General features: G+C 42.1%; 26 protein-coding genes. 20 read left to right on the top strand and 6 right to left on the bottom strand.

Annotated features, from left to right (window positions below; all coding sequences use genetic code 11):
• The first annotated feature begins 19 nt into the window (after positions 1-19).
• Positions 20-1597 (top strand): vanadium-dependent haloperoxidase, encoded by a 1578-nt coding sequence (locus QNH15_RS11920; RefSeq protein WP_283894889.1) that lies wholly within the window; start codon positions 20-22, stop codon positions 1595-1597.
• 455 nt (positions 1598-2052) lie between these two features.
• Here the strand turns inward: QNH15_RS11920 and QNH15_RS11925 are convergent, their stop codons facing one another.
• Positions 2053-2484, bottom strand: a complete 432-nt coding sequence (locus tag QNH15_RS11925) for an ASCH domain-containing protein (protein ID WP_211079357.1) — start codon at positions 2482-2484, stop codon at positions 2053-2055.
• Positions 2485-2674: 190 nt separating this feature from the next.
• Here QNH15_RS11925 and QNH15_RS26185 point away from each other — a divergent pair, with 190 nt between their 5' ends.
• The gene (locus QNH15_RS26185; RefSeq protein ID WP_283895539.1) at positions 2675-2803 is read left to right on the top strand and encodes a M4 family metallopeptidase; all 129 of its coding nucleotides are present in this window, start codon (positions 2675-2677) and stop codon (positions 2801-2803) included.
• Between the two features lie 143 nt (positions 2804-2946).
• A complete protein-coding gene (locus QNH15_RS26190; protein WP_283894893.1) occupies positions 2947-3063 on the top strand; it encodes a M4 family metallopeptidase in 117 nt (38 codons plus the stop codon).
• 1059 nt (positions 3064-4122) lie between these two features.
• Here QNH15_RS26190 and QNH15_RS11940 read toward each other — a convergent pair.
• Positions 4123-5781 carry a multicopper oxidase family protein gene (locus QNH15_RS11940; protein WP_283894894.1) on the bottom strand — a complete coding sequence of 553 codons (1659 nt, stop codon included), beginning with the start codon at positions 5779-5781 and terminating at the stop codon, positions 4123-4125.
• Between the two features lie 261 nt (positions 5782-6042).
• On the opposite strand from QNH15_RS11940, the gene QNH15_RS11945 reads away from it, so the two are divergent.
• The 3 genes from QNH15_RS11945 to QNH15_RS11955 all read left to right on the top strand — a co-directional run bounded on the left by QNH15_RS11945 (position 6043) and on the right by QNH15_RS11955 (position 8782).
• The gene (locus tag QNH15_RS11945; protein WP_283894895.1) at positions 6043-7344 is read left to right on the top strand and encodes a hypothetical protein; all 1302 of its coding nucleotides are present in this window, start codon (positions 6043-6045) and stop codon (positions 7342-7344) included.
• 317 nt (positions 7345-7661) lie between these two features.
• Positions 7662-8129: a hypothetical protein gene (locus tag QNH15_RS11950; protein ID WP_283894896.1), complete on the top strand. Its 468-nt coding sequence runs from the start codon at positions 7662-7664 to the stop codon at positions 8127-8129.
• A gap of 383 nt (positions 8130-8512) precedes the next feature.
• Positions 8513-8782: a recombinase family protein gene (locus tag QNH15_RS11955; RefSeq protein ID WP_283895541.1), complete on the top strand. Its 270-nt coding sequence runs from the start codon at positions 8513-8515 to the stop codon at positions 8780-8782.
• Positions 8783-8973: 191 nt separating this feature from the next.
• Here QNH15_RS11955 and QNH15_RS11960 read toward each other — a convergent pair whose 3' ends face one another.
• Positions 8974-9888, bottom strand: a complete 915-nt coding sequence (locus QNH15_RS11960) for a LysR family transcriptional regulator (protein ID WP_283894897.1) — start codon at positions 9886-9888, stop codon at positions 8974-8976.
• 274 nt (positions 9889-10162) lie between these two features.
• Between QNH15_RS11960 and QNH15_RS11965 the strand changes: the two genes are divergently transcribed.
• The 5 genes from QNH15_RS11965 (at position 10163) to QNH15_RS11985 (ending at position 13925) form a co-directional block, all read left to right on the top strand.
• Positions 10163-10741, top strand: coding sequence for a UbiX family flavin prenyltransferase (locus tag QNH15_RS11965; RefSeq protein ID WP_283894898.1), 579 nt, complete (start codon positions 10163-10165; stop codon positions 10739-10741).
• A gap of 2 nt (positions 10742-10743) precedes the next feature.
• Positions 10744-12162: a non-oxidative hydroxyarylic acid decarboxylases subunit C gene (locus QNH15_RS11970; protein ID WP_283894899.1), complete on the top strand. Its 1419-nt coding sequence runs from the start codon at positions 10744-10746 to the stop codon at positions 12160-12162.
• Between the two features lie 14 nt (positions 12163-12176).
• Positions 12177-12407: a non-oxidative hydroxyarylic acid decarboxylases subunit D gene (locus tag QNH15_RS11975; protein WP_061969738.1), complete on the top strand. Its 231-nt coding sequence runs from the start codon at positions 12177-12179 to the stop codon at positions 12405-12407.
• Between the two features lie 88 nt (positions 12408-12495).
• The gene (locus QNH15_RS11980) at positions 12496-12948 is read left to right on the top strand and encodes a pyridoxamine 5'-phosphate oxidase family protein (protein ID WP_283894900.1); all 453 of its coding nucleotides are present in this window, start codon (positions 12496-12498) and stop codon (positions 12946-12948) included.
• Positions 12949-13049: 101 nt separating this feature from the next.
• Positions 13050-13925, top strand: coding sequence for a LysR family transcriptional regulator (locus QNH15_RS11985; RefSeq protein WP_283894901.1), 876 nt, complete (start codon positions 13050-13052; stop codon positions 13923-13925).
• Between the two features lie 324 nt (positions 13926-14249).
• Here QNH15_RS11985 and QNH15_RS11990 read toward each other — a convergent pair whose 3' ends face one another.
• Together QNH15_RS11990 and QNH15_RS11995 are read right to left on the bottom strand one after the other, a co-directional pair.
• Positions 14250-15164, bottom strand: coding sequence for a DMT family transporter (locus QNH15_RS11990; RefSeq protein ID WP_283894902.1), 915 nt, complete (start codon positions 15162-15164; stop codon positions 14250-14252).
• A 192-nt stretch (positions 15165-15356) separates the two neighbouring features.
• A complete protein-coding gene (locus QNH15_RS11995; RefSeq protein ID WP_283894903.1) occupies positions 15357-16250 on the bottom strand; it encodes a LysR family transcriptional regulator in 894 nt (297 codons plus the stop codon).
• Positions 16251-16473: 223 nt separating this feature from the next.
• Between QNH15_RS11995 and QNH15_RS12000 the strand changes: the two genes are divergently transcribed.
• Both QNH15_RS12000 and cysI read left to right on the top strand, forming a co-directional pair.
• Positions 16474-18291: an assimilatory sulfite reductase (NADPH) flavoprotein subunit gene (locus QNH15_RS12000; RefSeq protein WP_283894904.1), complete on the top strand. Its 1818-nt coding sequence runs from the start codon at positions 16474-16476 to the stop codon at positions 18289-18291.
• A gap of 25 nt (positions 18292-18316) precedes the next feature.
• Positions 18317-20035 carry an assimilatory sulfite reductase (NADPH) hemoprotein subunit gene (gene cysI / locus QNH15_RS12005; RefSeq protein ID WP_283894906.1) on the top strand — a complete coding sequence of 573 codons (1719 nt, stop codon included), beginning with the start codon at positions 18317-18319 and terminating at the stop codon, positions 20033-20035.
• Between the two features lie 50 nt (positions 20036-20085).
• Here cysI and lexA read toward each other — a convergent pair whose 3' ends face one another.
• Entirely contained in the window at positions 20086-20706 is a 621-nt protein-coding gene (gene lexA, locus QNH15_RS12010; RefSeq protein ID WP_061969754.1) for a transcriptional repressor LexA, read from the bottom strand.
• 156 nt (positions 20707-20862) lie between these two features.
• On the opposite strand from lexA, the gene yneA reads away from it, so the two are divergent.
• From yneA to QNH15_RS12045, 7 genes are all read left to right on the top strand, one after another.
• On the top strand, positions 20863-21141 hold the full coding sequence (yneA, locus tag QNH15_RS12015; protein ID WP_283894910.1) for a cell division suppressor protein YneA: 279 nt from the start codon (positions 20863-20865) through the stop codon (positions 21139-21141).
• A 6-nt stretch (positions 21142-21147) separates the two neighbouring features.
• The gene (locus QNH15_RS12020) at positions 21148-21804 is read left to right on the top strand and encodes a YneB family resolvase-like protein (RefSeq protein WP_283894912.1); all 657 of its coding nucleotides are present in this window, start codon (positions 21148-21150) and stop codon (positions 21802-21804) included.
• A 45-nt stretch (positions 21805-21849) separates the two neighbouring features.
• Positions 21850-22089, top strand: coding sequence for a DUF896 domain-containing protein (locus tag QNH15_RS12025; protein ID WP_129475816.1), 240 nt, complete (start codon positions 21850-21852; stop codon positions 22087-22089).
• Between the two features lie 100 nt (positions 22090-22189).
• Positions 22190-22474, top strand: a complete 285-nt coding sequence (locus QNH15_RS12030; protein WP_283894916.1) for a HesB/YadR/YfhF family protein — start codon at positions 22190-22192, stop codon at positions 22472-22474.
• 180 nt (positions 22475-22654) lie between these two features.
• On the top strand, positions 22655-24649 hold the full coding sequence (tkt, locus tag QNH15_RS12035; protein ID WP_283894917.1) for a transketolase: 1995 nt from the start codon (positions 22655-22657) through the stop codon (positions 24647-24649).
• A gap of 137 nt (positions 24650-24786) precedes the next feature.
• Positions 24787-25227: a sporulation inhibitor of replication protein SirA gene (sirA, locus tag QNH15_RS12040; RefSeq protein WP_061969767.1), complete on the top strand. Its 441-nt coding sequence runs from the start codon at positions 24787-24789 to the stop codon at positions 25225-25227.
• Positions 25228-25307: 80 nt separating this feature from the next.
• Positions 25308-25520, top strand: a complete 213-nt coding sequence (locus QNH15_RS12045; RefSeq protein ID WP_061969769.1) for a YneF family protein — start codon at positions 25308-25310, stop codon at positions 25518-25520.
• Positions 25521-25699 lie beyond the last annotated feature (179 nt).

Raw genomic sequence — 25699 nt, forward strand, 5'->3', positions numbered from 1 at the left:
GAAATCAGGATGGTTATATATGATAACTAAAAAAGGTGATAATATGGCGAAAAAATACAAGTCTGATAATAAAAAAAAGTGTTTAATCGGACCTTTAAATAAACACAAGCGGATTGAGAAAGCATTTCGTGTTCGTCTTAAGGCGGCATCTTCCGAGATGGAACTTCCCCTTCTTGATCAGCCATGTAATGGTGACGAACAATTGTATACAACTAAAATTGCCAGCTTTTCTAAGGGGCTGCCACATAATTCCCTTGGTGAGGTTGATCTTCAGGCCTATAGCCAATTTATTAAAGCTCTAAAAACCGGTGATAAAGACCATTTTGAATCCATTCCTCTCGGCGGTAACGCCAAGCTTGCAAATTCTCAAGCCGCTTATGCCTTTGATCTTGCTGGAACGGATTGTCATAAATTAAAAATTTCTGCGCCTCCATCTTTCAATAGTGCTTGGGCGGCCGGTGAAATGGCTGAATTATATTGGCAGGCGCTGACCCGAGATGTGCCTTTTCATGAGTACCGCACCAATTCACTGATCAGGGAGGCCGCTTCAGAGTTATCGTCATTCTCTGATTTTCGCGGGCCGAAAGCCGGCGGCAAAGTCACAACGGCTACGCTATTCCGGGGGAATACACCTGGCGACCTGACCGGACCCTATATCTCACAATTCCTTTGGAAAAACATCCCATATGGCGGGACAACGATCATTCAACGTTATCGTACAACTTTGGCTGGTTCTGATCATATGACGTCTTATAAAAAATGGCTGGATATTCAGAACGGCTCAGCTTCTGCGGCACCGTTATTCGACCCTGAAGCCCGATATATCCGCAATGGTAGGGATCTGGGTGAATATGTTCATCAGGACTTTTCCTTCCAGAGTCCTCTCTCCGCTTGTTTAATTCTGTCCAGTTTCGGCAGAGAAGCATTGGATATATACAACCCTTATCTTAAATCAGAAACCCAGGATGGTTTTATTACCTTTGGTGCCCCGCATATTCTGGATTTTGTTACGAAAGTGGGGCGTGCAGCACTGGAGGCCGCCTGGTTCCAAAAATATCTTGTCCACCGGAGACTCCGCCCCGAGGAGTTCGGCGGCCGGGTTCACAACCATATGACAGGTGCTGCAAGCTATCCGATAAACTCCGAACTGCTCCATTCGAATGTCCTTTCAAAAGTGTTCAGCGAGTACCGCAGCTACTTGCTTCCTATGTCTTATCCGGAAGGCTGCCCAATCCATCCGGCTTATCCGGCTGGCCACGCAGCCATCGTTGGGGCTGGTGCCACTGTTCTTAAAGCCTTCTTCAAAGAATCGTTTAAAATTCCAGATCCAGTCACCGCCAGTTCTGACGGGATCTCCTTGCTTCCTTATTCGGGAAAATCATTGACCATAGGCGGGGAATTGAATAAACTTGCCGCCAATATCTCGCTGGGCCGCAACACAGCCGGCGTTCATTGGCGTTCTGATGGGATTGAAGGGATGAAGCTCGGTGAAGCTGTCGCAATAAGCATTCTTAGAGACTACAGTGCGACTTACCATGAGAAATTCTCTGGTTTTTCATTCACTAAGTTTGACGGGGCTCTGATCAAAATCAAGTAGACTGCTACTTTATTTTCCAAATACAGGGAGGATGGCCAGTAAATCTTTCATTTCGGCCAGTAAGTATCCGGTTTCGGCTTGTATTTTCCGAGGCGGCGTGATTTGATCCCGGCGAAAGGCAAGCTTGGATTGTAGAAGCTTAATCTCTGCGAGAAAAATAACAAAGCTAAAGTATGATCGCCTGGGTGGTATGCTTAAACCCGGGCCTATTTTAATTTGCCCATGCGTAACATATGACTTTGTATCATCGACAAAGCTTTCCCGATGATACAGAACAGGAATCAATAAGAAAATAGGAATCGCACTTATTTCTAATAAATAAAAGGTAAGTCACTTTGTAATATAGAAAAGGTTAGTAAAAAAATTCATGTTGCTGCCGACGTCGTTCTGGTTCGGCTTGCCGTCCTTCTTACCCATGTGAACCTCCGGTTGGTGTCTTCGGGGGCTATCAGCTCCTATAAAATTAAAACATGCTCCCATAATCCTAGCTTTCCCTTTGCTGGAATAAATTCATCCAGCATCTGCATATCCTCAACTACCCAAGCATAACCTCCCACTATAAAGTCACCCATAAAATAGTCATTCCCTGATACGATTCGACCATCCTCCAGAATGGCCCATGTCTCATTGTTTTCAGTTACCTTCAAACAATCTACAAGTTTGCATACAGCAATGATCTGGCCAGTTGGAAGATTCTCTGGTGTGTATCCGTGCTTACCAAGCAACGACTTTATGGCTATATGGTTAGAGACGTCTTTATCTATTTTTTTACTTGTGTGAATGGCAAGTGGCCCCCGATAATTCGTTCTCCATGACCTTGTTTCATATGTTGCCTCTCTAAGGACAAAAAGGCTTGCCCACGGCTGGATCATTGATAAAACCTTCATTCTGACAGCCTCCAACCTATAGAAGTTTATTTTGATTATAGAGTGTCCCTGTAAAGGAATAGTATGAGCAAAAGGCAGAATATCAGTTCACGGAGATCCAATTTATGAGGCATGAGTCATGACCAGTGATCATTAATATCATATATTAATCAGCGAACTATTTTTGTTGGGTTTTACAAACTCACTAGATGTGATTGGGCACGAACTTACACATGGAGTTACCCAGTTCACAAGCGGGCTAGAATATGAAAAGCAGCCTGGAGCTTTAAACGAACATCTCTCTGATGTTTTTATGATTGCTATAAAGCAATATCATTAAAACAATCAGCACAGGATGCAGACTGGTTAATCGGTGCTGAGATAATGGGACCCTCATTAAAAGGGCAAGCACTTCGTTCTATGTAAGCACCTGGAACAGCTTTCGACAATAAATTAATAGGCAAGGATTTGCAGCCAGATCATATGAGAAACTACTTTGAAGGGTCGCAAGATAACTATGGTGTCCATATCAATAGCGGTATACCAAATAAAGTATTTTACCTGGTGTCTATGGAGATTGACACTGACAAGGCAGCTTAGATATGGTACCATGCCATGCAAAACTTGTTTGCCGCGACAAATTTCAATCAATTTGTCCAACTCGTATTAAAAGCAACACAAAAACTTGCTGATAGCGGAAAAATTCCCCAAACGGCTACAAAAACAGTAGAATCTGCTTTTCATGCAGTTGGATTACCGCCTTAACTTATCTAAATTGGAGGATTAAACTAACATGCACATCCAATTCTGCTGTGACGGAGGCATCGCTAATCATACATACACCTCTTACCAAACGCCAATTGCAAGGCAGGATAACGCAATATGGGCGTAACACGAAGATAGATGACGTTAGGTGTTCATGCCATACTATGCGCCATACATTCGCTAAGATGAGTGTTCAGAAAAAGCAATCGATTGCCAATCTTAAATAACGAAGAAGACGTAATAGAGTTAGATCCGGAAAACCAGCAACATAAAGATTGGATTTTAATAGAAAATATCAGGGGAGATAATTAAGTTGCATCCATCTATCGGGGACGTTTACACCGCCTATGCTCGGTTTAAAAAAACAAAAGGTCCGGGGGTTTTTAGGCCGGTACTTGTTACAAACATTCAAAACATAAGCGGTAATACATTTTATACCTTTGCCGTAATTACCACATCGGAACCAGATGATCCGCCTACTCGTTACGATAAAAATAAGGCTCCTATCGTAGATTGGGAGACCGCTCCGTACACAAGTTCACCCTTGGGAACGCGAACAATACATGAGCATGTATTAAAACCCAAACCCCTTGACACCATTGGTGTTAGGGGGTTTTTGTTTGTTGTTTTGTGGTCAGTTTTATTAGTCAAAATGCTCATTGACCACATTTTGACCACCAAAATTTAATGGATGTTATTTTATTTAACAAGCCCAAACATAATTCACTTTAGGAATGCTAACAGATGTGTTAAGAGAATAAGTCATGCAAGAGATCAATTTTTTGGTCTCTTATTTTTACAACCTTATTAAGCAATCGGGCCAGATTGTGGAGTAGCAAACTTTCAATTTTTGTAGTACCGGACGCTTGTCATCTTTTTCATGTATTTTTGATTTTATTTCCGTTTTGGAATTTGACCACAGTCAAAACATTGAGCGAACGAATCATCAGGACACTGCTCAGGAATCGGTTTACATGGGTTAAACTTGTGATTATCGCGAACTTCGTATGGTCTCATCATTTCATGGTCTTCATGTTCAAGGATGTGGCAGTGCCACGGGTAGATTCCTGTAAATGGCCCAAAACGTGCAATGATACGGGTAACCTGCCCGGGATTGGCACGGACGGTATCTTTCCAACCCCTCTCGTTTGGATCGGGTGGTTGTGAAGGCCTGACTTTGAGGGTGGGACCATTTGGATCGCCAGTAAATGCAGCACGATTCAAAATTTGAAACGTCACAAGGTGCAAGTGAATCGGATGGGTGTCCGGTGTAGTATTGAACAGCTCCCAAATCTCGATGGCCCCATTACAAGGGGTTTCTGTAAGTGGCAATTGATCCCACTCCATGTTGTTTAATAAAAGTTTTAAACGCCCGAATTCATCGGTTGTTTCAACTAACAGGTTTTTTCGTACTATTACAGCATCTTTAGGATTAAGTTGTTCCAAGCAACTCAACTTTTTTGGAATTTCACTTTTGTCACGTTGTAAGAGATATGGTTTGACACGAAATCTCATAATCTGTGTAAGGTCTCGAGAAGGTGGGGGGCCGCTTGGGAATGGGGCTGGTGCATCATTTGTTAAGATGATACTTCGACCTTTAAGGTTTGAAAAATCGATAATGACATCGGCACGTTCAGCCGGTGCAAGAATGATTTGGGATACTTTGATTGGTTTATCCAAAAGGCCTCCTTCCGTGCCGATTTGGATAAAATTTTGGCCAGAACTCAGCCGTATACGGTAAAAACGAGCATTGGAGCCATTAAGGATGCGGAACCGATATTTCCGTGGCTCAACCTCAAGATGGGGCCATACTTTTCCATTGACTAAGATTGTGTTACCGAAAAACTCCGGGACAACGGATGGATATGGTAATGCTGGATCTACTGGTGGAGGTGGCTGTGGAGCTGGGGGTGGCTCATGGCCTGGCTGGGTTGGATAGAACAATTCACCATTAGGATAAAACGAACGATCTTGGATGACCAGCGGAATTTCATATTTTCCACTAGGAAGATTCAAACTTTCCTCTTCTTCATCTCTGAGGAGATAGAAGCCTGCAAGGCCGGCATAAACGTTCAAACGAGTGATTCCAATAGCGTGGTCATGATACCATAGCGTTGCTGGGCGTTGACAATTTGGATAATAGTAGACTTTACGCTCAAATTTCGGCCCAACATTTTCAAAATTTCGCGTAAACCATGCCTCTGGCTGTCCGTCACTTTGCGGCTGCACGCGACCTTCATGCAAATGTACAACAGTCCTAACAGAAGGCTGATCGGGTTCTGCACCGTGAATGGTTCGATCCACAGGCAACAGATGTTCAAAGGGCAATTTATTTTCCCACTGGACAAAAATAGGTTGATTCCGTCGTACTTCGAATGTAGGGCCAGGATACATACCGTTGTAACCCCAGACAGTCGTTGGCGGCAAATCGCGATGTAACTTTTGACGGATTTGCTTCATAGTTACCTCATAAAAGGGGATGCCTTTACGCTTACCTTTTTCTTTTAAGACAGGCGGGATAGGTAATGCGTCTACAAACTTCTCTAAAGACATATGTCTACCTCCTTTTCCAAATAATCAAGAGTATCCCTCCATTATATTTTTATACCTAATAAACTTATGCAATAATAAACCTGAATTGAACTTAACTTGCCTAAGAAAATGTTATAGTCCTCATATTCCTAACTGGAAACGATAGGTTAAATTAACCGCCTTCTCAGGAAGGCGGTTTCCTTTTGACCCTTATTGAATCACAATTTAACATCGTTTCAAACAGCGTTTTTGATTTTTTCGAAATTGAATTAGGTATAAAAAATGCTTGAATTCCAAAATGATTGCTGGAATGACAGTGACCATGCAAGAATTATTAATTACTCCAGTAAAGAATTATGGAGATTCATCCAACGATTTGGAACCGTTCATAATCAGCAGCAAGTTGTAGAGAACCTGACAGGCTTAAATGCTAATCAAATCCAGACACTTTCAAATATACATTTTTTACTTACGAAAGAAGTATCCAACTTTATTAGTATCATCGCCCCTAATATTATAAAAAGGTTATCAAAAACTTCTTATACTAAAGTTAAAACTGAAAAAGGAAAAATCAAAGGGACAGTAAATTGGCCAAGAACAGCTTTAATTCAGACAGTTACTAGGGATCCCTCAATTTTTGTCTGCAAACAAAACACGAATATTTTTGATTTAATCCAAAACAAAGTCTTACTTTACTGCATAAAATACATTTATCAAACTGGCCAATTGCTTTTAAGTAAGGGATTTAAAACTTCTGAGAATTCATCTCTTGAACTTGTGGGATCAGATAATGTAAAGTGGTTAACTCAAATACAAGATATAATCCTTAAAAGCCAAGGTCTATTAAAAAAACCACTATTTCGAGAAATAAGTGATTTACACGACATAAATGAAAAGTTAATACAAAGCACTAAATTAAGCAGAGGGGAAAATTATTATAAGGTTGCACAGCTATCTGAGTTAATAATGCGGCAAAAAAACAATCCTCTAAAATTCTTATATGAACGATTCTCTAAACAAATATTACGGCCTCTTAGCAAGGATACATTATACGAGATTGCAGTTTTATTTCGAGTGATTGAATGTCTTAAAGGGAATGGATGGAAAGAAACTGACGTCAGCTTAATTGGTGAAAAACAAGATACAATAAGTATATTAAGTAAAGGGAATTTCAAAATTCGTATTTTCTATCAGAAATTGCCAAATGAGTTTGCTCAAAATAGCGTATATATGAACCTAATGAATGATTATAATTTGGGTATCCAAAACAGACGGCCCGACATCATACTTGAATGGATAGTAAAAGAAAAGACCAAAAAATATACAATTATTGAAGTTAAAAGATCTAAAAATAAAGGCTACATTACTGACGGATTATATAAACTTTTGGGTTATACAAAAGATTTTCAATTGCCTTTAGAAAATACTAAAAAAGGGATGGGGATTTTAGTCGCTTGGCAAATTAATGATTTTCCTAAAGCAGTTGAAAATGAAGTTAGTTTATCTGATTGGGATAACCTCGTTTATAGTATATTTAAATTAGAGGAACAAATTTTTACACATTTTAATAATGCAATTTATTGAAAGTGCCCGAGAGAATAAAAAGAAAAAATAAGCAAAGGATTTGATGAATTATTAAAAACTCAGACAAGTTTCTTTCATCCTTTAATAAAATTGATAAAATTCTGGGCAATTTCACAACTGGAAATGGAAACACTGCATTTTCTCAAAAAATAAAAATAGCTCAAAAGCAAGATGCAGTAGTTCGTCGGTACAAAGATATACTTCTCGAATTTGCTGACTTACGAAATGCGATAGTACATGAATTAGTAAACCCAGCTTTCGTAATAGCGGAACCTAATGATTGGGCAGTTGAAAATATTCAATCGATTGAATCAGAGTTGTCTAAACCTAACACAGTTATACCATTCTTCCAAACTGAAGTTACGATATTTGGAGCTGCTAACTCTCTTGCAGATATGTTGTCTGTGATACGTGAGAAAGAATTTTCCCAGTTTCCAATTTATGAAGGTAATACTTTTAGAGGGTTGATAACAGAACATGGTATCACCAACTGGATGGCAAAGCATGTAGACGAAGATATAATCCAATTTTCAGATACCCGATTATATGATATCTTGCCCCATATAGGAGAAGTAGGTAATTATCAGTTTATAGGTAGAAATGAATCTATTTATATTGCTGAGGAGAAATTTAAAGAATCAATAAAACAGGGAACAAGATTGGACGCCATACTAATTACACACAGTGGAAAATCAAATGAAAAATTACTTGGTATTATTACTACTTGGGACATTATCAATATCCCCAAAAAAGCTACTAGACTCGAAAGAAAGTTAATTACATAACATATTTGCTTGTTAATCGCAGGCGTTATACTTAACTACCAAATTTTTATGCGCCTCTTTTGATGTGCCGATTTTTTGTAAGTTTTGTCCTACAGACTACATAAAAGTGCCCAAGCCATAACTGCATACCTTTAATTGAGGTGATGCAAGGTGCATATCAAAATCATTGAAGGAACTTCTACTGATAAAATAAGGTTTTCTTGCTACTCTTATCTTAAAGATAAGTACAGAAGGGAGAAGCTCAATGATCGCGATCTGCAAGGGTGAGCACGGAGGAGTAGGCAAAGAAAGGCTTCAGCTTGGAAGATCAGATCAAGGAATGTCGGAAGAAAGCAAAGACGGATAAAATGATGGAGTATGTACATTGAGGAGTTCCAGGGGAAATACTTAATCGTCATGCACTGACTAAATTACGCAATGATGTTAAAGATGGGCTGAACACTAAAGTCATATGTTTAGATCCAGACAGACTATCCAGAAAGTTGATGAATCAGCTGATCATTACTGATGAAATTGAAAAACGGGGTGTACAGCTCGTTTTTGTAAATGGGGAGTACACGAAGACTCCTAAAGGTAACCTTTTCTATAGTATGCGTGGAGCTATCGCGGAATTAAAGAGCGAAAAATTGACCACCAAACTGACCACTTTTTGACCACCTGAACTTCAACTTTAATGTATTTAAATATGTGCTTACTTTGCAATAGTGCTGATTTCATGCGGGTTTTAGTCATCATCAAGCATAGAAAAACACGCAGTATATGTTCCGTACACAAGTTCACCCTTGGGAACGCGAACAATACATGAGCATGTATTAAAATCCGAAAACTCCTGATGCCTTTGGTATCAGGGGTTTTTTCTGTTTTGGTCTATTTTTGATCTTTCGGGTACCAGATACTCAATCAGCTTCCTGGCTGCCTTTGACATGTATTTGTCCTTCATCCAGACAATCGCCGGCTTTGCCTGCAGAAAAGGTTCTTCAATGGTGAGCACCTTGAATTTTCCATCATATGCCTGATGGATTTCTGAGCGGGGAATGATGGTCATCCCCATGCCGGTGGCCACAAAGGTCAGGATGGTCGTGATATCCGGTCCGTCCAAAACCACCTGAGGTTGAAGATCATAGTGATGAAAATGGGAGAGAATATTTTCGTAAATTCCTATTCCGGATCTTCTTTTTCCCAAGAGGAGATCCTGTTGGGCTACATCTTTCAGGCTGATAGAGTCTTTAGGAAAGAGATTCTCCCATTGTCTTGGGATAACCGCTACAAACGGGTCTTCCTCCAGCGGAACGATTTCATAATCGCGTCCTTCGACTGGAAGTAAAAGGAGCGCAATATCAATCATATTCTGCTGCAGAAGTTCTTCGAGATAATAAGTATCGCCATTGAAAATCTTCACATACACTTTCGGAAATTCATTATGAAACTGAGTTAAATGGGGGGCAAGGTGTGAAACACAAATGGTTGAAGTGCCAATGGTGACCGTGCCTGTAATGCCTTCTTTTATTTCCGATAATTCTCCTTTAATGGAATCGATCGACTGAAGCAGCTGTTTGGACCGCTCATAAAGTTTCTGTCCGGCTTCTGTTACTTGCCACTGTTTTCCTTCTCGAATAATTAAGGGTACCCCGAGCTCTTCCTCCAACTGTTTGAGCTGCAGACTTAATGCCGGTTGGGCAATATGCAGGATCCTAGCAGCTTTTGTTATCTGTTTTTCTTCTATGATGGTTTGAAAATAGCGGAGCTGACGAATATCCATAAGTTCTCCTTTAACTTTATCATTGCGGGCTAAAATGCATTTATCATATTCAGATTGAGCAGACGCCATTTAATTTGCGATCACCAGAAATAGGAGTCCTGAAGTACCCCGGATTCTTATTTTTGAACAATGGAATTCTAACTTTAGTATTCCACATCCATAAGTAAAACATATGCATTGCATAAAATATATATATTTTTTTTATTAAAATGGGGAGAGTATACTTATTTCTGTAGAACACGCGATACGTTAAGAGCGAGAAAGGTGGGAACAAATGAGAATTATAGTTGGTATTACTGGTTCGACGGGCGTCGTTTTTGGCATTCGCATTCTTCAGCTGTTTAAGCAGGCGAATGTAGAAACCCACCTGGTGATGTCCCCGTGGGCAACAGCTAACATTCCTTTTGAAACATCCTATACCGTGAAGGAAGTAGAAGCAATGGCTGATTTCAGCTATTCCTACAAAGATCAGGCAGCCAGGATTTCCAGCGGCTCCTTCCGGGTTGATGGCATGATTGTGGCACCATGCAGTATGAAATCACTGGCTTCGATTCGCATGGGGCTTGCGGATAATCTACTGACACGTGCAGCGGATGTCATGATGAAAGAAAGAAAAAAACTTCTTTTAATGACTAGGGAGACTCCGTTGAATACCATTCATCTTGAAAATATGCTGGAACTTTCCCGCATGGGCACAATCATTTTTCCACCCATGCCTGCATTCTACAATCATCCACAAGATCTTGGAGATATGGTAGATCATATTGCTTTTCGGGCGTTGGACCAGTTCGATATTCATTTATCTGAAACAAAACGCTGGGAAGGTATGAAACCTAAGAAACAGGAGGACTAATAATGGCCTATAAAGATTTTCGTGATTTTCTTGCGACATTAGAAAAAGAAGGGCAGCTTCTTACCATCAATGATGAAGTGAAGCCTGAACCGGATATTGCTGCAGCAACCAAAGCGATGAGCAAGCTTGGCGCAGAAACTCCGGCTATGCTGTTTGACAACATTTATGGCTATAACGATGCTAAAGTAGCCATGAATGTAATGGGCTCTTGGCCAAACCATGCCCTGATGATGAGTTTGCCTAAAAATACACCGTTAAAAGATCAATTCTTTGAATTTGCCCGTCGTTATGATCAGTTTCCAATGCCTGCTCAGCGAGAGGAAACCGCACCATTTCATGAAGTCGAAATTACAGAAAACATTAACCTTTTTGATATTTTGCCGTTGTTCCGTTTAAACCAGGGAGACGGAGGGTTTTATATTGATAAAGCGTGTGTAATCTCACGTGACCTTGATGATCCGGAGCACTTCGGAAAGCAAAATGTAGGTATTTACCGCATGCAGGTTAAAGGGAAAGACCGATTGGGAATCCAGCCGGTTCCTCAGCATGATATTGCCATTCACCTGCGCCAGGCTGAAGAACGCGGTGAAAACCTGCCTGTTGTGATTGCGCTTGGCAACGAACCCGCCATTACAACAGCAGCGGCTACGCCGTTACATTACGATCAATCTGAATACGAGATGGCCGGTGCGATTCAGGGAGAGCCATACCGTATTGTAAAAGCGAGAGATTCAGATCTCGATATTCCTTGGGGAGCAGAGGTTGTTCTTGAAGGAGAGCTTTTGGCAGGTGTCCGTGAATTTGAAGGGCCGTTTGGTGAATTCACCGGCCACTATTCAGGAGGAAGAAGCATGCCGGTTATAAAGATTAACCGTGTTTATCACCGTCAGAATCCGATATTTGAACACCTTTATATTGGAATGCCTTGGACAGAAACAGATTATATGATTGGTATTAATACAAGCGTGCCTTTATACCAGCAATTAAAAGAAGCATTTCCTAATGAAATCCAGGCGGTAAATGCCATGTACACTCATGGACTGGTCGCGATTATTTCCACCAAACGCCGCTACGGCGGGTTTGCGAAGGCAGTGGGAATGCGCGCCTTAACCACGCCGCACGGCTTGGGGTATTGTAAACTGGTGATTGTTGTTGATGAGGATGTAGATCCGTTTAACCTTCCTCAGGTCATGTGGGCCCTTTCGACCAAGATGCATCCAAAACACGATGCGGTAATCATTCCAGACCTTTCCGTCCTTGCTCTGGATCCAGGTTCATCACCTTCAGGGATCACTCACAAGATGGTCCTCGATGCCACTACGCCAGTGGCGCCTGAAACAAGAGGCCACTACTCACAGCCACTTGATTCTCCGCTTAATGTTGAGAAGTGGGAACAACGTTTACGGGAATTATTACGATAAAAGGAGTGTTGGATATGCATACTTGTCCGCGATGTGAATCAAAGAAAGCCGAAGTTGTATCAAAGTCACCGGTGGAAGGTGCATGGGAGGTTTATATGTGTCCGGTTTGTATTTTTACATGGCGTTCCATTGAGCCTGAAACCATCACGAATCCTGAAAAATATAATCGTGCGTTTAAGGTGAACCCGGCTGACATTCCATTTGCAGAAAATGTGCCTGCTCTTCCGGCAAAGTATATAAAATAATAAATGTAGTAAACCAGCAGGGCTAGTCTGTTTTCAGACTAGCCCTATCCTTAAATCTATTGATTTTTTTGAAAGGACGTGCAGACCTTTGGAACTATCGGATGAATTGTTTGAACTACTGAATGGAGAGAATCTAGAGAATAAACAGCATGAGGCGATGCTTTTAATGACAGTAACGGAGGATGGCTGGCCGCATAATGCGATGGTCAGTGCAGGAGAGGTTGTTGCCCTCGACAAAGAAAATTTGCGACTGGCACTATGGCCAGGAACCACGACAACCAAAAATTGCATCAGAACGAGAAAGGCTACATTAGTAGTGGTCTATAAGGGTAGGGTTCATTATACCCGCCTTGCATTATCCCCATTGGGTATACTCGAAGGCACAAAGCATCCGCTGGAGCGTTTTTCAGGCAAGCTAGAGTTTTATAAAGAGGATCAGGCGAAATATGCAGACATCACTTCGGGAATACAAATCTCTTTAAAGGATCCGTCGGCGGTACTTACAAGGTGGAAAGAAACCATTCAAGAAACATTGCGATAATAATGAGACTGCGGTCTGCAGTCTTTTTTGTCGAAGTTTGATGAAAATAATTCATTTAATGTGTTATATTATGAGAATAACTAATATAAAGAGGGATTAATTTGTCGATAGCAAAATACGAGATCTTTCAAACAGTAATCGAACTAGGCAGCTTAACAAAAGCAAGTGAATCGTTAAATATCTCCCAATCCGGGGTAAGTCATGCCATTTCCAGCCTGGAAAAGGATTTGGGGTTTTCCTTGTTAACCCGAAACAAAGCAGGCATCAGGCTAACCGTAAACGGTGAGCGCATGCTGGAGTATATCAGGGAGATTCTGCAATTAAATGAAAAAATGCTTCAGGAGGCCGGGGAAATAAAAGGACTTGAAATTGGGACGGTGAGGATTGGTACATTTTCATCTGTTTCTGCCGTATGGCTTCCTGGAATAATAAAAAAGTTTACCGATCAATATCCTCATATCAAAGTAGACATTGCGGAAGGGAAACAGGAGGAAATTTCTCGATGGATTTCTCAGGGGATCATAGATTTTGGTTTTTTGATGCTGCCTGCAGCGGATTTGGAGATTTTCCATTTAAAAAAAGAGCCGTTATACTGTGTTGTTCCGGAAACCCATCATCTTGGAGCTGAAAAATCTATTAAGCCAAATGCACTCATAGAAGAGAAGCTGGTTCTCCAAAATTCTACTCTTAAAACCATCCGCAACCTGTTTAAAACAAATAAACTTTTCCCTGAAATTTCGTTTCAATTAGATGATGAACAGGCTGTGATCGCAATGGTGAAACATTCACTTGGTGTTGCCATCCTTCCGGAGATCGCTTTGCATCACCTTCCAGAAGGTGTAAAAAAAATACCTCTCTCAGAAGATCGTGCCATTTCCTCGATTGGGATTGGTTCCTTATCCTTTAAAAGTCTTCCACCGGCTGCCGAAAAATTTATTGCCGCATCGACGTTATGGTTAAACGAACATTTTACATAAATATCATGATGTTTAACAGTTTACGTTAACTCTGCTGTACCAACTGCAGACACAGGTGTTTTGTAAGTCTATAGCTTAAGGGCAAAGGATGGAAGTACCATCAACCTTGTAAAGGTTATCGTTAGATTTTAAAATGGAGCATGTTTTAAGTGAGAGGAAGAGGAAGATCTTTTCATTTTCTTCCTTTTACCCATTGAAAACCAGCTCCTACTCTGGTAAATGCAGGTAGTAGGGATTTTGAAAGGGACAAGTTGCTCATATACCAAAAATGGGTAGTGGGTTAGAAAAAGGGTGATTCCTTTCTGTGTAGGAATCACCTTTTTCCTATTTATGAGCATGAAGGTTTGCTCTTGCTCTCTTTGTGACCATGATGGATTTACGATTTACTAGATAGATGCTTGCAATGATAAGAAACAGGCCAGCCAGCAGGTAATAGGTAAAGGGTTCATCCAAAAACAAAATACCAATCAAAATGGAAATCAAGGGAACGAGAAAATTAAAGGAGGCGATCTTGCTGGCATTTCCATTAGAGATCAAGTGGTAATAAATGAGCCACGCGATGGCGACTGAAAATAATGCCAGAAACAATAGCGTCAGCAGCAATGGTGTGCTCCAGACGATGCTAGAGAAGCCTTCATATCCGCTTCCAACTCCCGTCATGATCAAACCGCCAAAGATGCTTTGGATGGTGATCAGCCAGATGCCATCGACCTTCACACTGATTCTCTTCATATAAACCGTGCCAACCGCCCAGCTTAAGGCAGTGAGAATTCCCAATACAATTCCGATGGAGGATATATGAGAAGACAGACCTCCAAGACTGATTGTTGCTACACCTGCAAAGCCGAGCAACAGCCCGGTTAACTTGAGGGCGGTCATCGCTTCCCCGATCCAAAGCCAGGCGATAATGCCGATCAGTACAGGTTGCAGGTAGACGATCACACTGAACAGTCCCGCAGGAACGAAAAGAAGGCCAATCGTTTGAAGACCATAAAAAAGCACAGAGTTAAACAGACCAGAAATAAAGTACATTTTCCACTTTTCACTAAAGTGCAGCTTGTCCAAACGATTCAAAGAAAAAAGAAACAGCAAAATGCCTGCACCGAGCGAGCGAAAGCCGGATAAAAGGATGGGAGGACAGTCATTCAAAGCGACCTTTGAAATCGGCCATGTGACCCCCCAGGTCATGACCAGAACAGCAATAAAAAATGCATTTAACCATGGAGACGTTTTTTTCATAGAGCGCTCTCTCCCATTTTAGAAAAACATTTAAGTATGTAAAATATAATCTTATTCTCTGACATTCAGGTTAGAATTGCAATAGATTTAAATTAAACAACGCGGTCTCTAAACTTAAATGAAAGGATAGTCAAGTGTTATTACTGTAAAAAAAGACACAGATTACGCTGTGTCTTTTTCGTGTATCTTCTATTAAATTGCAGAAGGGTACGCTTGATGAATGACCTGCAAAAAAGCGGAGACGTTTCTGTTTTCTTGGGCCAGCGGGGCAAAAATATAGGAAAGCTTACGGTGAAAGGAGTGCTGGTCAATTTTGATGATGGATAGATTGCCAGATTGCAGGTCCCTCTCAATCACACTTTTTGATAGAAGAGAAAGCCCAAGGCCGTGGATCACTGACTCTTTAATGCCTTGATTGGAGCTGATTGTAAGAAGCGATTTTGTCTTCAAACCGTTGGAGCGGATCACATGATTTAAATAATCGCGTGTCCCCGAACCCGCTTCCCTAGATACCCATGCCTGGTTTTGCAGATCATCCATGGTGACACTTTCTTTGGAGGCAAGCGGGTGAATTGGAGAGGAAACGATAAAGAGTTCGTCCTTCATGAAAGGGTGGACGGAAACTTCTTTTTCATTCGTCTGTCCTTCGATTAATCCGAAATCCACCTTATAGTTTCGGACAGAGGACACAATTTCTTCCGTGTTCCCGATCAGCACCTGAAGCTCCAGCTCAGCGTGGTTTTTTTGCAGCTGATACAAGAGCGCAGGGAGAATATATTCACCAATGGTAAAACTGGCTCCAATCTTCAGTTCTCCCTTTATGGTTGTGTGGTGCTCAAGGATTTGCTGCCTCGCTTGTTCATAAATGGTCAAAATCTGTTTTGCACGGTCGTATAAAAGTTCACCGGTTGGCGTGATCTGAAGAAACTTCGGAGACCGGATGAACAGCTGGGTTCGAAATTCCTTTTCCAGGTTTTTAATGTGCAGGCTGACGCTCGGTTGTGACATCCTGAGCCGTTCGGCGGTCTTCGTAAAGTTTTTTACTTCTGCCAGGGTAACAAATGTTTTTAAGGCATCATAATACATAATGAAAAACGTCCTCATCGATTAGGATTTTTAATAGTAATAATAATTAATATGTATTTTACTAATGTTATGGTCTGCGGTAAAGTAGATACTGTAAATTTTTTTAAGGGTTCTGACTATTTTTAAGATTAAAACCGACTTAATAGATCGATTTAATTTAGTCTTAGTAGGGTGAAACCTTAATTCATAAAATGACGGGAAATTTAAATGTGAGGTGTTATCATTGCAACTTCTGGCAACAAACAGTCCATTTACCCAGGAGCAGGCAGAGCTGCTTAACCAGCTTTTGCCGAACCTGACAGAAGCTCAAAAAGTATGGCTATCCGGCTTTCTTGCTGCATCCCAGGCGATGCCTTCAGCAAGCGGCGAAACTTTGCAAGCGGTTCCTGCACCAGTATCTCAACCGGTATCAAAAGAAATTACCATTCTTTACGGATCACAGACCGGAAATGCCCAAGGTATTGCTGAAAGCAGCAGCAAAACCTTGAAGGAAAAAGGGTATGATGTGACTGTTTCATCCATGAGTGATTTTAAACCCAATCAATTGAAAAAGCTTAAAAACCTTTTAATCATCGTCAGTACCCATGGAGAAGGAGATCCTCCGGACAATGCAATTTCTTTTCATGAATTTGTCCATGGCAAACGTGCTCCAAAGCTTGAAGACCTTCATTTTTCCGTATTGTCTCTTGGCGACAGCTCTTACGAGTTTTTCTGCCAGACAGGAAAAGAGTTCGATAAAGTGCTCGAAGATCTTGGCGGAACTCGCCTGACGCCTCGTGTGGATTGTGACCTTGATTATGATGAGCCGGCGGCTGAGTGGATTTCGAACGTGGTGGAATCATTAAATGATACACAGGACGAAGCGGTCAGCAGTGTTTCATCAGCGAATGTTCCTGCAACCTCCGGGGAATCGCAATACTCTCGAACCAATCCATTTCAAGCTGAGGTACTTGAAAACATCAACTTGAATGGCCGTGGATCGAATAAAGAAACACGGCATCTCGAAATCTCTCTTGAAGGCTCCAATTTATCCTATGAACCGGGAGACAGCCTGGGCATTTATCCGGAGAACGACGCCGTTTTGGTCGATATGCTTCTGGATGAGCTCAAATGGAATCCAGAAGAAATCGTTACTGTAAACAAGCAGGGCGATGTAGCACCTTTGAAACAGGCGCTGATTACCAATTTTGAAATTACGGTTCTCACCAAGCCGCTTCTTCAGCAGGCAGCGCAATTTACCGAAAATGAAAAACTTCATGAAATGTTGTCGGCTGGACATGAAGAAGAATTGAAAAACTACCTTTCCGGCCGCGATCTGCTGGATCTGATTCAGGACTTTGGTCCGTGGGCAGCTTCACCGCAGGACTTTGTCAGCATGCTGAGAAAGATGCCTGCCCGTTTGTATTCCATTGCCTCAAGCCTTGAAGCCAATCCGGATGAAGTTCATCTTACCATTGGCGCTTTAAGGTATGAATCGTTTGGACGAAACCGGAACGGTGTATGCTCCATTCTTTGTGCGGAGCGGCTGGAGCCTGGTCACACGCTTCCGGTTTACATCCAGCATAACCAGAATTTCAAGTTGCCTGAAAATGGCGAAACACCGATCATTATGGTTGGCCCCGGAACTGGGGTGGCACCATTTAGAGCCTTTATGCAAGAGCGTGAGGAGCGGGGAGCAGAGGGGGAATCCTGGATGTTCTTTGGCGATCAGCATTTCGTCACCGATTTTCTCTATCAGACAGAATGGCAAAAATGGCTTAAAGGCGGTGTTTTGACGAAGATGGATGTGGCCTTCTCCCGTGATACTGAGGAAAAGGTATACGTTCAGCACCGCATGCTTGAACAGAGCAAGGAATTCTTCCAGTGGCTTGAAGATGGAGCGGTTCTCTATATTTGTGGAGATGAGAAAAACATGGCCCATGATGTACATGAAACATTGATCGACATCATTGAGAAAGAAGGAAACATGACACGCGAACAAGCTGAAGACTATGTGGCCCGTATGCAGCAGGAAAAACGATATCAGCGTGATGTGTATTAAGCGGGAACAGAAAGGAGTTTTAAAGATGTCAAATCCTAAATTAAAAGCCCCTGACGGCAAGCCGAGTGATGTTGAACGTATAAAAGAAGAAAGTAATTATTTGAGGGGTACGCTGAAGGAAGTGATGCTTGACAGGATCAGTTCAGGTATCCCGGACGATGACAACCGTCTCATGAAGCATCACGGCAGCTATCTTCAGGATGACCGTGATCTTCGCACTGAGCGGCAGAAACAAAAGCTTGAGCCTGCTTATCAATTCATGCTGCGCGTGAGACTCCCGGGTGGTGTTGCCACACCATCACAATGGCTCACCATGGACCAGCTGGGAAATCAGTATGGAAATGGAACACTGAAATTGACCACAAGGCAGACCTTCCAGATGCATGGCATTTTGAAGTGGAACATGAAAAGTACGATCCAGGCCATCCATGCTTCACTTATGGATACGATTGCCGCATGCGGAGACGTAAACCGGAATGTGATGTGCATTTCAAACCCTTACCAATCCGAAATTCATTCAGAAGTATACGAATGGTCCAAGAAACTGAGCGAATACCTCTTGCCAAGAACTAGAGCGTACCACGAAATCTGGCTGGACGAAGAAAAGGTGGCAGGCACACCGGATGCAGATGAAGTGGAACCGATGTACGGGCCGCTTTACCTGCCGCGTAAATTTAAAATCGGCATTGCTGTTCCTCCATCAAATGATATTGATGTCTTTTCACAGGATCTCGGATTCATTGCGGTTATTGAAGATGGTAAGTTGACTGGTTTTAATATTGCAATTGGCGGCGGCATGGGTATGAGCCACGGAGATAAGGAAACCTACCCGCAGCTGTCCAAAGTGATTGGTTTTTGCACGCCTGACCAGATTCTTGAGGTGGCGGAAAAAACCATTACCATTCAACGAGACTACGGAAACCGTTCCAAGCGAAAAAACGCCCGTTTTAAATATACAGTTGACCGCCTGGGGGTTGAAACCGTAAAAGAAGAATTGGAAAACCGACTCGGTTGGAGCCTGCCCGAAGCTAGAGACTTTTCCTTTGAGGATAATGGAGACAGATATGGCTGGGTTCAGGGTCTTCAAGATCAATGGCATTTTACGCTGTTTGTTGAAGGTGGTCGTATTACAGACTTTGAAAACTACAAGCTGATGACCGGCCTGCGTGAAATAGCCAAGGTTCACACTGGGGAGTTCCGTTTAACTGCGAACCAGAACTTGATCATTGCTAATGTGTCCGAGGAAAAGAAGCAGGAGATCACGAATCTTCTCGATCAATATGGAATGCTCAACAGCCAGAACGTTTCTGCTATCCGCCGAAATTCTATGGCTTGTGTAGCACTTCCGACGTGCGGCCTTGCTATGGCTGAAGCGGAGCGCTATCTGCCGGTGCTGATGGACAAAATTGATCAGATTGCGGATGAAAACGGGTTGCGCAACAAGGAAATAACCGTTCGGATGACCGGCTGCCCTAATGGATGTGCACGGCATGCACTCGGTGAAATTGGCTTTATCGGCAAGGCACCGGGCAAATACAATATGTATTTGGGTGCGGCTTTTGATGGCAGCCGTTTGAGCAAAATGTACCGCGAGAACATAGGGGAGGAAGAAATACTAAAGGAATTAAAAGTTCTTTTCCCGAAATATGCGAAAGAGCGTCTTGAAGGCGAACACTTTGGAGACTTTGTCATTCGAAGCGGAGTTATTAAAGCCACAACAGATGGCACCAATTTTCATTTTTAATCCTAAAAACAGCGGCCCGGCAGTTATGCCGGGCCGCTGTTTGCTTATTTTTAATGTAAGGTGCGGTACACACCAATTACTTTTCCGAGGATGGTCACGTTTGGAAGAAGGATGGGTGATAACGAAGAATTTTCAGGCTGCAGACGGATATGGTCTTTCTCTTTAAAGAACCGTTTGACGGTTGCTTCATTCTCGTCTGTCATCGCTACGATGATATCACCATTTTCCGCTGTAGGCTGCTGCTTTACGACAACCAAGTCCCGGTCGTAAATGCCTGCTTCAATCATACTGTCTCCTTCTACAGTTAACATAAAAACATTATCGTCTCCTACTACATGCTCTGGAAGAGAGAAGTACTCATCCACATTTTCAATGGCAGTAATCGGAGATCCAGCAGTAACCTTACCGATGATCGGCACATTGACGGATCGTGATTTTGTGATGATCTGGTCGGATTCAAGCCCCAATACTTCAATGGCCCTTGGTTTGGTAGGGTCACGGCGAATCAGCCCTTTTTTCTCCAGACGAGAAAGATGGCCATGAACGGTAGAGCTGGACGCCAGCCCGACGGCTTCCCCGATTTCCCGAACGGAAGGAGGGTATCCCTTTGCATTAACTTCCTCTTTAATAAATTCCAGGATATCAATCTGTCTTCTGGATAACTTTGTCATTATATTCGCACCTCATTCACTGAATACTCTTGAAAAAAGTATAGCATTTAAAAGCAAGATATACAAACATAAGTTCGAAAAAAACCCTTGAAAAGAACAGCTGTTCCCATTATAATGAGAACAAATAAGAACAAACATTCGCAGGGGTGATAGGAAATGAAGGGATTTTCACCGGTAGTTATGCTAATATCTATTGTTGCAGCAGGGTTTTTTATGTTTGCCCACCAGACACATGTTGAAGGCTCGAAGGAATATATGGAGATAACAGTTAATAAGGGAGATTCACTCTGGAAAATTGCAGAAGAATATACTAAGGACCATAAAAGCAATTGGGCATTTGTAGACTGGGTGGAGAAGAACAACGGAATACAGGCAGGGGCCATTACACCGGGCCAGAAGCTCATCATTCCAATCAAAGCAGAAAAAGACAGGTGATGTTACTTGAACGCCATTATTTATTGCAGGGTAAGCACAGAGAAGGAGGAGCAGGCCGCTTCTCTTTCCCGGCAGGAAGAAGAATTAACAAGATTGGCTAAAGAGCATGATTTTACGATCGTTTCTGTCATCAAGGAACGGGAAAGCGGGTACAGCCTCGAACGAGAAGGCTTGCTGTGCATCATTGAAATGGCCCAGAGCGGTGAATTTGAAGTTCTTTTGGTATCAGATGATACCCGGCTGGGCAGGGGGAATGCCAAAATTGTACTGCTTCATGAACTGCTGAAACGTGAAATTAAAGTGTATACCTTCAGCAGCCAGGGAGAGTATCATCTTTCCGAGGCAGAATCGATGGTGCTTGAAATTGTGGCGGTGGTAGAGGAGTACCAAAGAAAGCTCCATAATTTGAAAATTAAACGTGGAATGAAAAAAGCAGTTCAAAAAGGGTACAAGCCGCAGAAAAATTTAAAGAATATCCACAATGGCGGCAGGGAGCGCAAAGAATTGCCGATTGAAGAAATCATTCGTCTTCGCAGGATGGATCTTACGTTCGCTGAGATTGCAGGAACCCTCCGGGGATTTGGATATGAAGCATCGAAAGCAACGGTTCACCGGCGGTATAAAGAGTATATAGAAAGTGCTGTGACTGGAAACCCTACCTGATATTCGTTTATGATAGGCATATCGAATATAAAAGGAGAGGTGTTCATGCTTACACCAGACAAATTGGAACGGCTCAACTTTCTTGCAAAGAAGTCGAAACAAGAAGGTTTATCCACTGAAGAAGCTGCAGAGCAAAAAGAATTACGAGAAGAATATCTGAAGAATGTCAGAACTTCTTTTCAAAATAGATTGCATTCATTGACCATCATTGACCCTGAAGGCAATGATGTGACACCGGAGAAGCTGAAAGAAAGCAAAAAAAGCCAAAAAAATATAAAGCATTAAAAGGAAGCCTGATTTCAAATGAAATCAGGCTTTTTTCTTGTTGCAAAATTCTGAATTTCCTATATACTGTACTATAACAACTCTGGAAGGGGAGATCAAAGTGGCTTTTTCAATAACGGATTCTGTTGTAAAATTGTATCGTGAAATTGATTTGAACGAAGGTGAAGCCATTCGGCTTTTCGCAAGGTATGCAGGAAGCACTAGCCATGGCGGATACTCTGTAGGCGTAATTCCCGCAATGCCTGGTGATGGTGATCAAATCCATGAAGTGAGCGGACTGACGTTTTTTTTTAGACCGGATGATGAATGGATTCTTGAGGAAATGAAGCTGGATTATGATGAAACCGAAGACATCTTTTACTGTGACCTTCCCGCACTGGCGTAAGTGATATTGCCTGTATTATAACAAAAGTTATAATGCGGGCTTTTTTATTTGTATGAAGGGAATACTTTAAGGGAAACTAATGAAGGGCATTGTGCTTGTATAAACAGGCCAAAATGTTTATGATTGAATCGACAAATCTTTTACATATGTTCATATGTAGATGAAGGGATGATGAAATTAATGTCTACTGCTTCAATTGATCAATTATCAATTAACACAATTCGAACTTTGGCTATAGATAGCATCGAAAAAGCCAAATCGGGTCACCCGGGAATGCCTATGGGTGCCGCACCTATGGCTTACAGCCTTTGGACAAAGTTCATGAACCACAATCCTGAGAACCCGCAATGGTTCAACCGTGACCGTTTTGTACTGTCTGCAGGACACGGTTCCATGCTTTTATACAGCCTGCTTCACTTATCCGGCTATGATCTTTCCATGGATGACCTTAAAGAATTCCGACAGTGGGGAAGCAAGACCCCTGGACATCCGGAATACCGTCACACTGCTGGTGTTGATGCCACAACCGGACCACTCGGACAAGGTATTGCGATGGCTGTTGGTATGGCAATGGCTGAACGCCACCTCGCTGCGACTTACAACAAGAATGGCTTTGAAGTGGTTGACCACCATACTTACGCTATCTGTGGTGATGGAGACCTAATGGAAGGTGTATCTGCTGAAGCAGCTTCTCTTGCAGGACACCTTGGTCTTGGTAAACTGGTTGTTATGTATGATTCCAACGATATTTCACTTGATGGTGATTTGGACCTTTCTTTCTCTGAAAGCGTGCAGGATCGTTTTAAAGCCTATGGCTGGCAAGTGATTCGTGTCGAAGACGGCACTGATCTGAAAGAGATCGAAAATGCGATCGCTGAAGCGAAAAAAGATACAAAACATCCAACACTTATTGAAGTTAAAACCGTTATTGGTTTTGGATCTCCAAACAAATCCGGTAAATCAGCTTCCCACGGTGCACCGCTTGGATCAGATGAAGTTAAACTGACGAAAGCAGCGTATGACTGGGTATTTGAAGAAGACTTTTACGTTCCGGACGAAGTGAGAGATCATTTTGCTTCAGTAAAAGAAGAAAACCAAAAGAAAGAAGCAGAATGGAATGACTTGTTTGCCCGCTATGAAAAAGAGCACAGCGAAGCAGCTGCTCAATTAAAGTTGGCAATTGACAACAAGCTTCCAGAAAACTTTGATGCAAACCTTCCTGAGTTTGATAAAGCGATCGCAACACGTGCTTCATCAGGGAATGCATTAAATGCTTTTGCTCAAAACATTCCTTGGCTGTTTGGTGGTTCTGCTGACCTTGCGGGATCCAACAACACCATGCTAAAAGGTGAAACCAATTTCAGCCGCGAAGATTACAGCGGACGCAACATCTGGTTTGGTGTTCGTGAATTCGCAATGGGTGCTGCGGTCAACGGTATGGCGCTCCATGGCGGATTAAAAGTTTTTGGCGCAACATTCTTCGTATTCTCCGATTACTTGCGTCCGGCCATTCGCCTTGCGTCCATCATGGGGCTTCCTGTAACCTTCGTATTCACACATGACAGTGTGGCTGTTGGGGAAGACGGACCTACTCATGAACCGGTTGAACAGCTTGCGTCACTTCGTGCGATGCCTGGATTGTCTGTCATCCGTCCTGCGGATGCATATGAATCTGTGGCAGCATGGAAATTGGCTCTTGAAAGCACAGATACACCAACGGCTCTTGTGCTTACAAGGCAAGCTCTTCCGATTTTGCCTGGAACAAAAGAAAATGCATATGAGAACGTTAAAAAAGGTGCTTATATCATTTCAGAAGCGGAAGGAACTCCACAAGCGATTCTTCTTGCTTCCGGATCTGAGGTCAGCCTTGCAGTTGAAGCTCAGAAATCACTGAAAGAAGAAGGAATCAACGTTTCTGTCGTTTCCATGCCTTCTTGGGACCGATTTGAACAGCAATCTGCTGAATACAAAGAAAGTGTATTCCCTTCTTCTGTGCGTGCACGCCTTGGCATTGAAATGGCTGCTTCTCAAGGCCTTCATAAATATGTTGGACTTGAAGGAGACGTATTAGCGATTGATAAGTTTGGCGCTTCTGCACCAGGAAACAAAATCATCGAAGAGTACGGCTTCACTGTTGAAAATGTTTCTAACAAAGTTAAAGCATTGTTGAAATAATAAAAAATGGCCCGGAGGAAATCCTCCGGGTCTTTTTGCGTTCGACAAAAGTAGTGATTTCAATCTTCAACATCAGACAACTTTTTTTTAGGACATGCTTTATACTGGGGAAAAAAGAGAGAGTAGGTGGCGGGGGCTTGAGAGAGTATTTCATTTATAAGCTAAAAGATGAAGTTGCTGAACGATACTTTGGAAAAGAGTCAAAGCTTTTTCAGCTCTTTTTAGAGGAATACAAAACCTTTACCGCTCAGAAGGATGTCCTGCAAAAGCAAATCGAGTACATCACGTCTCCGCTACATGTTGATCCTTTACAAACCTTTTTAAAGCAAATGCTCCTCTCGAAGAAGGGGTTTCACACAGAGATTCATTCCTTTTTACTGGAAAGTGACAATAGTTCTGCCCGGCTCAGCTTCTCAGAACGCTACCTCATTCTTCAGAGTGTGGGTGGTTTTGAGGCGGAAACGATCATTTTTGAAACGATGCGCAAATACGAGCGCTGTTTTTTTGCCATGGATTTTAAATATTACCGTTATGGGTGGCTGAATCCGTTGAAACCGAGGACAGGGTACGGCTCATAAATATTTTAGTGTCCATCTTGTATATGTTTATCACTTTATAGTAAACTAGTGCTAGACAACATGAAGGAGGAAGTTTTACTATGTTTTATTATATCCTTGTGGGTATTCTAGCGCTTCTTGCAGGCGTAGCTATCGGCTTTTTCATTGCCCGCAAATACATGATGAGTTATCTGCAAAAAAATCCGCCAATTAATGAAAACATGCTTCGGGTCATGATGATGCAAATGGGCCAGAAACCGTCCCAGAAGAAGATTAACCAAATGATGCAGGCAATGAACAAACAAATGAAGTAAGAAATCCTTATACATCAAGGGTTTTGTAAAGCTTGATGTGAAATTTACACTACGGTTTACACCAAATTATCCGTAGTAGTGAATCTTACATCAGGATTTTACTTCAGTTTGGTTAAGCTTACATTTTAACTAGTCCGAAACCACTTTTCCTATGGAAACTTAACCAAAAGGAAGTGGTT

The organism is Fictibacillus enclensis (assembly GCF_030123385.1).
In the GTDB taxonomy this organism is placed as follows: Bacteria; Bacillota; Bacilli; order Bacillales; family Fictibacillaceae; genus Fictibacillus_C; species Fictibacillus_C enclensis.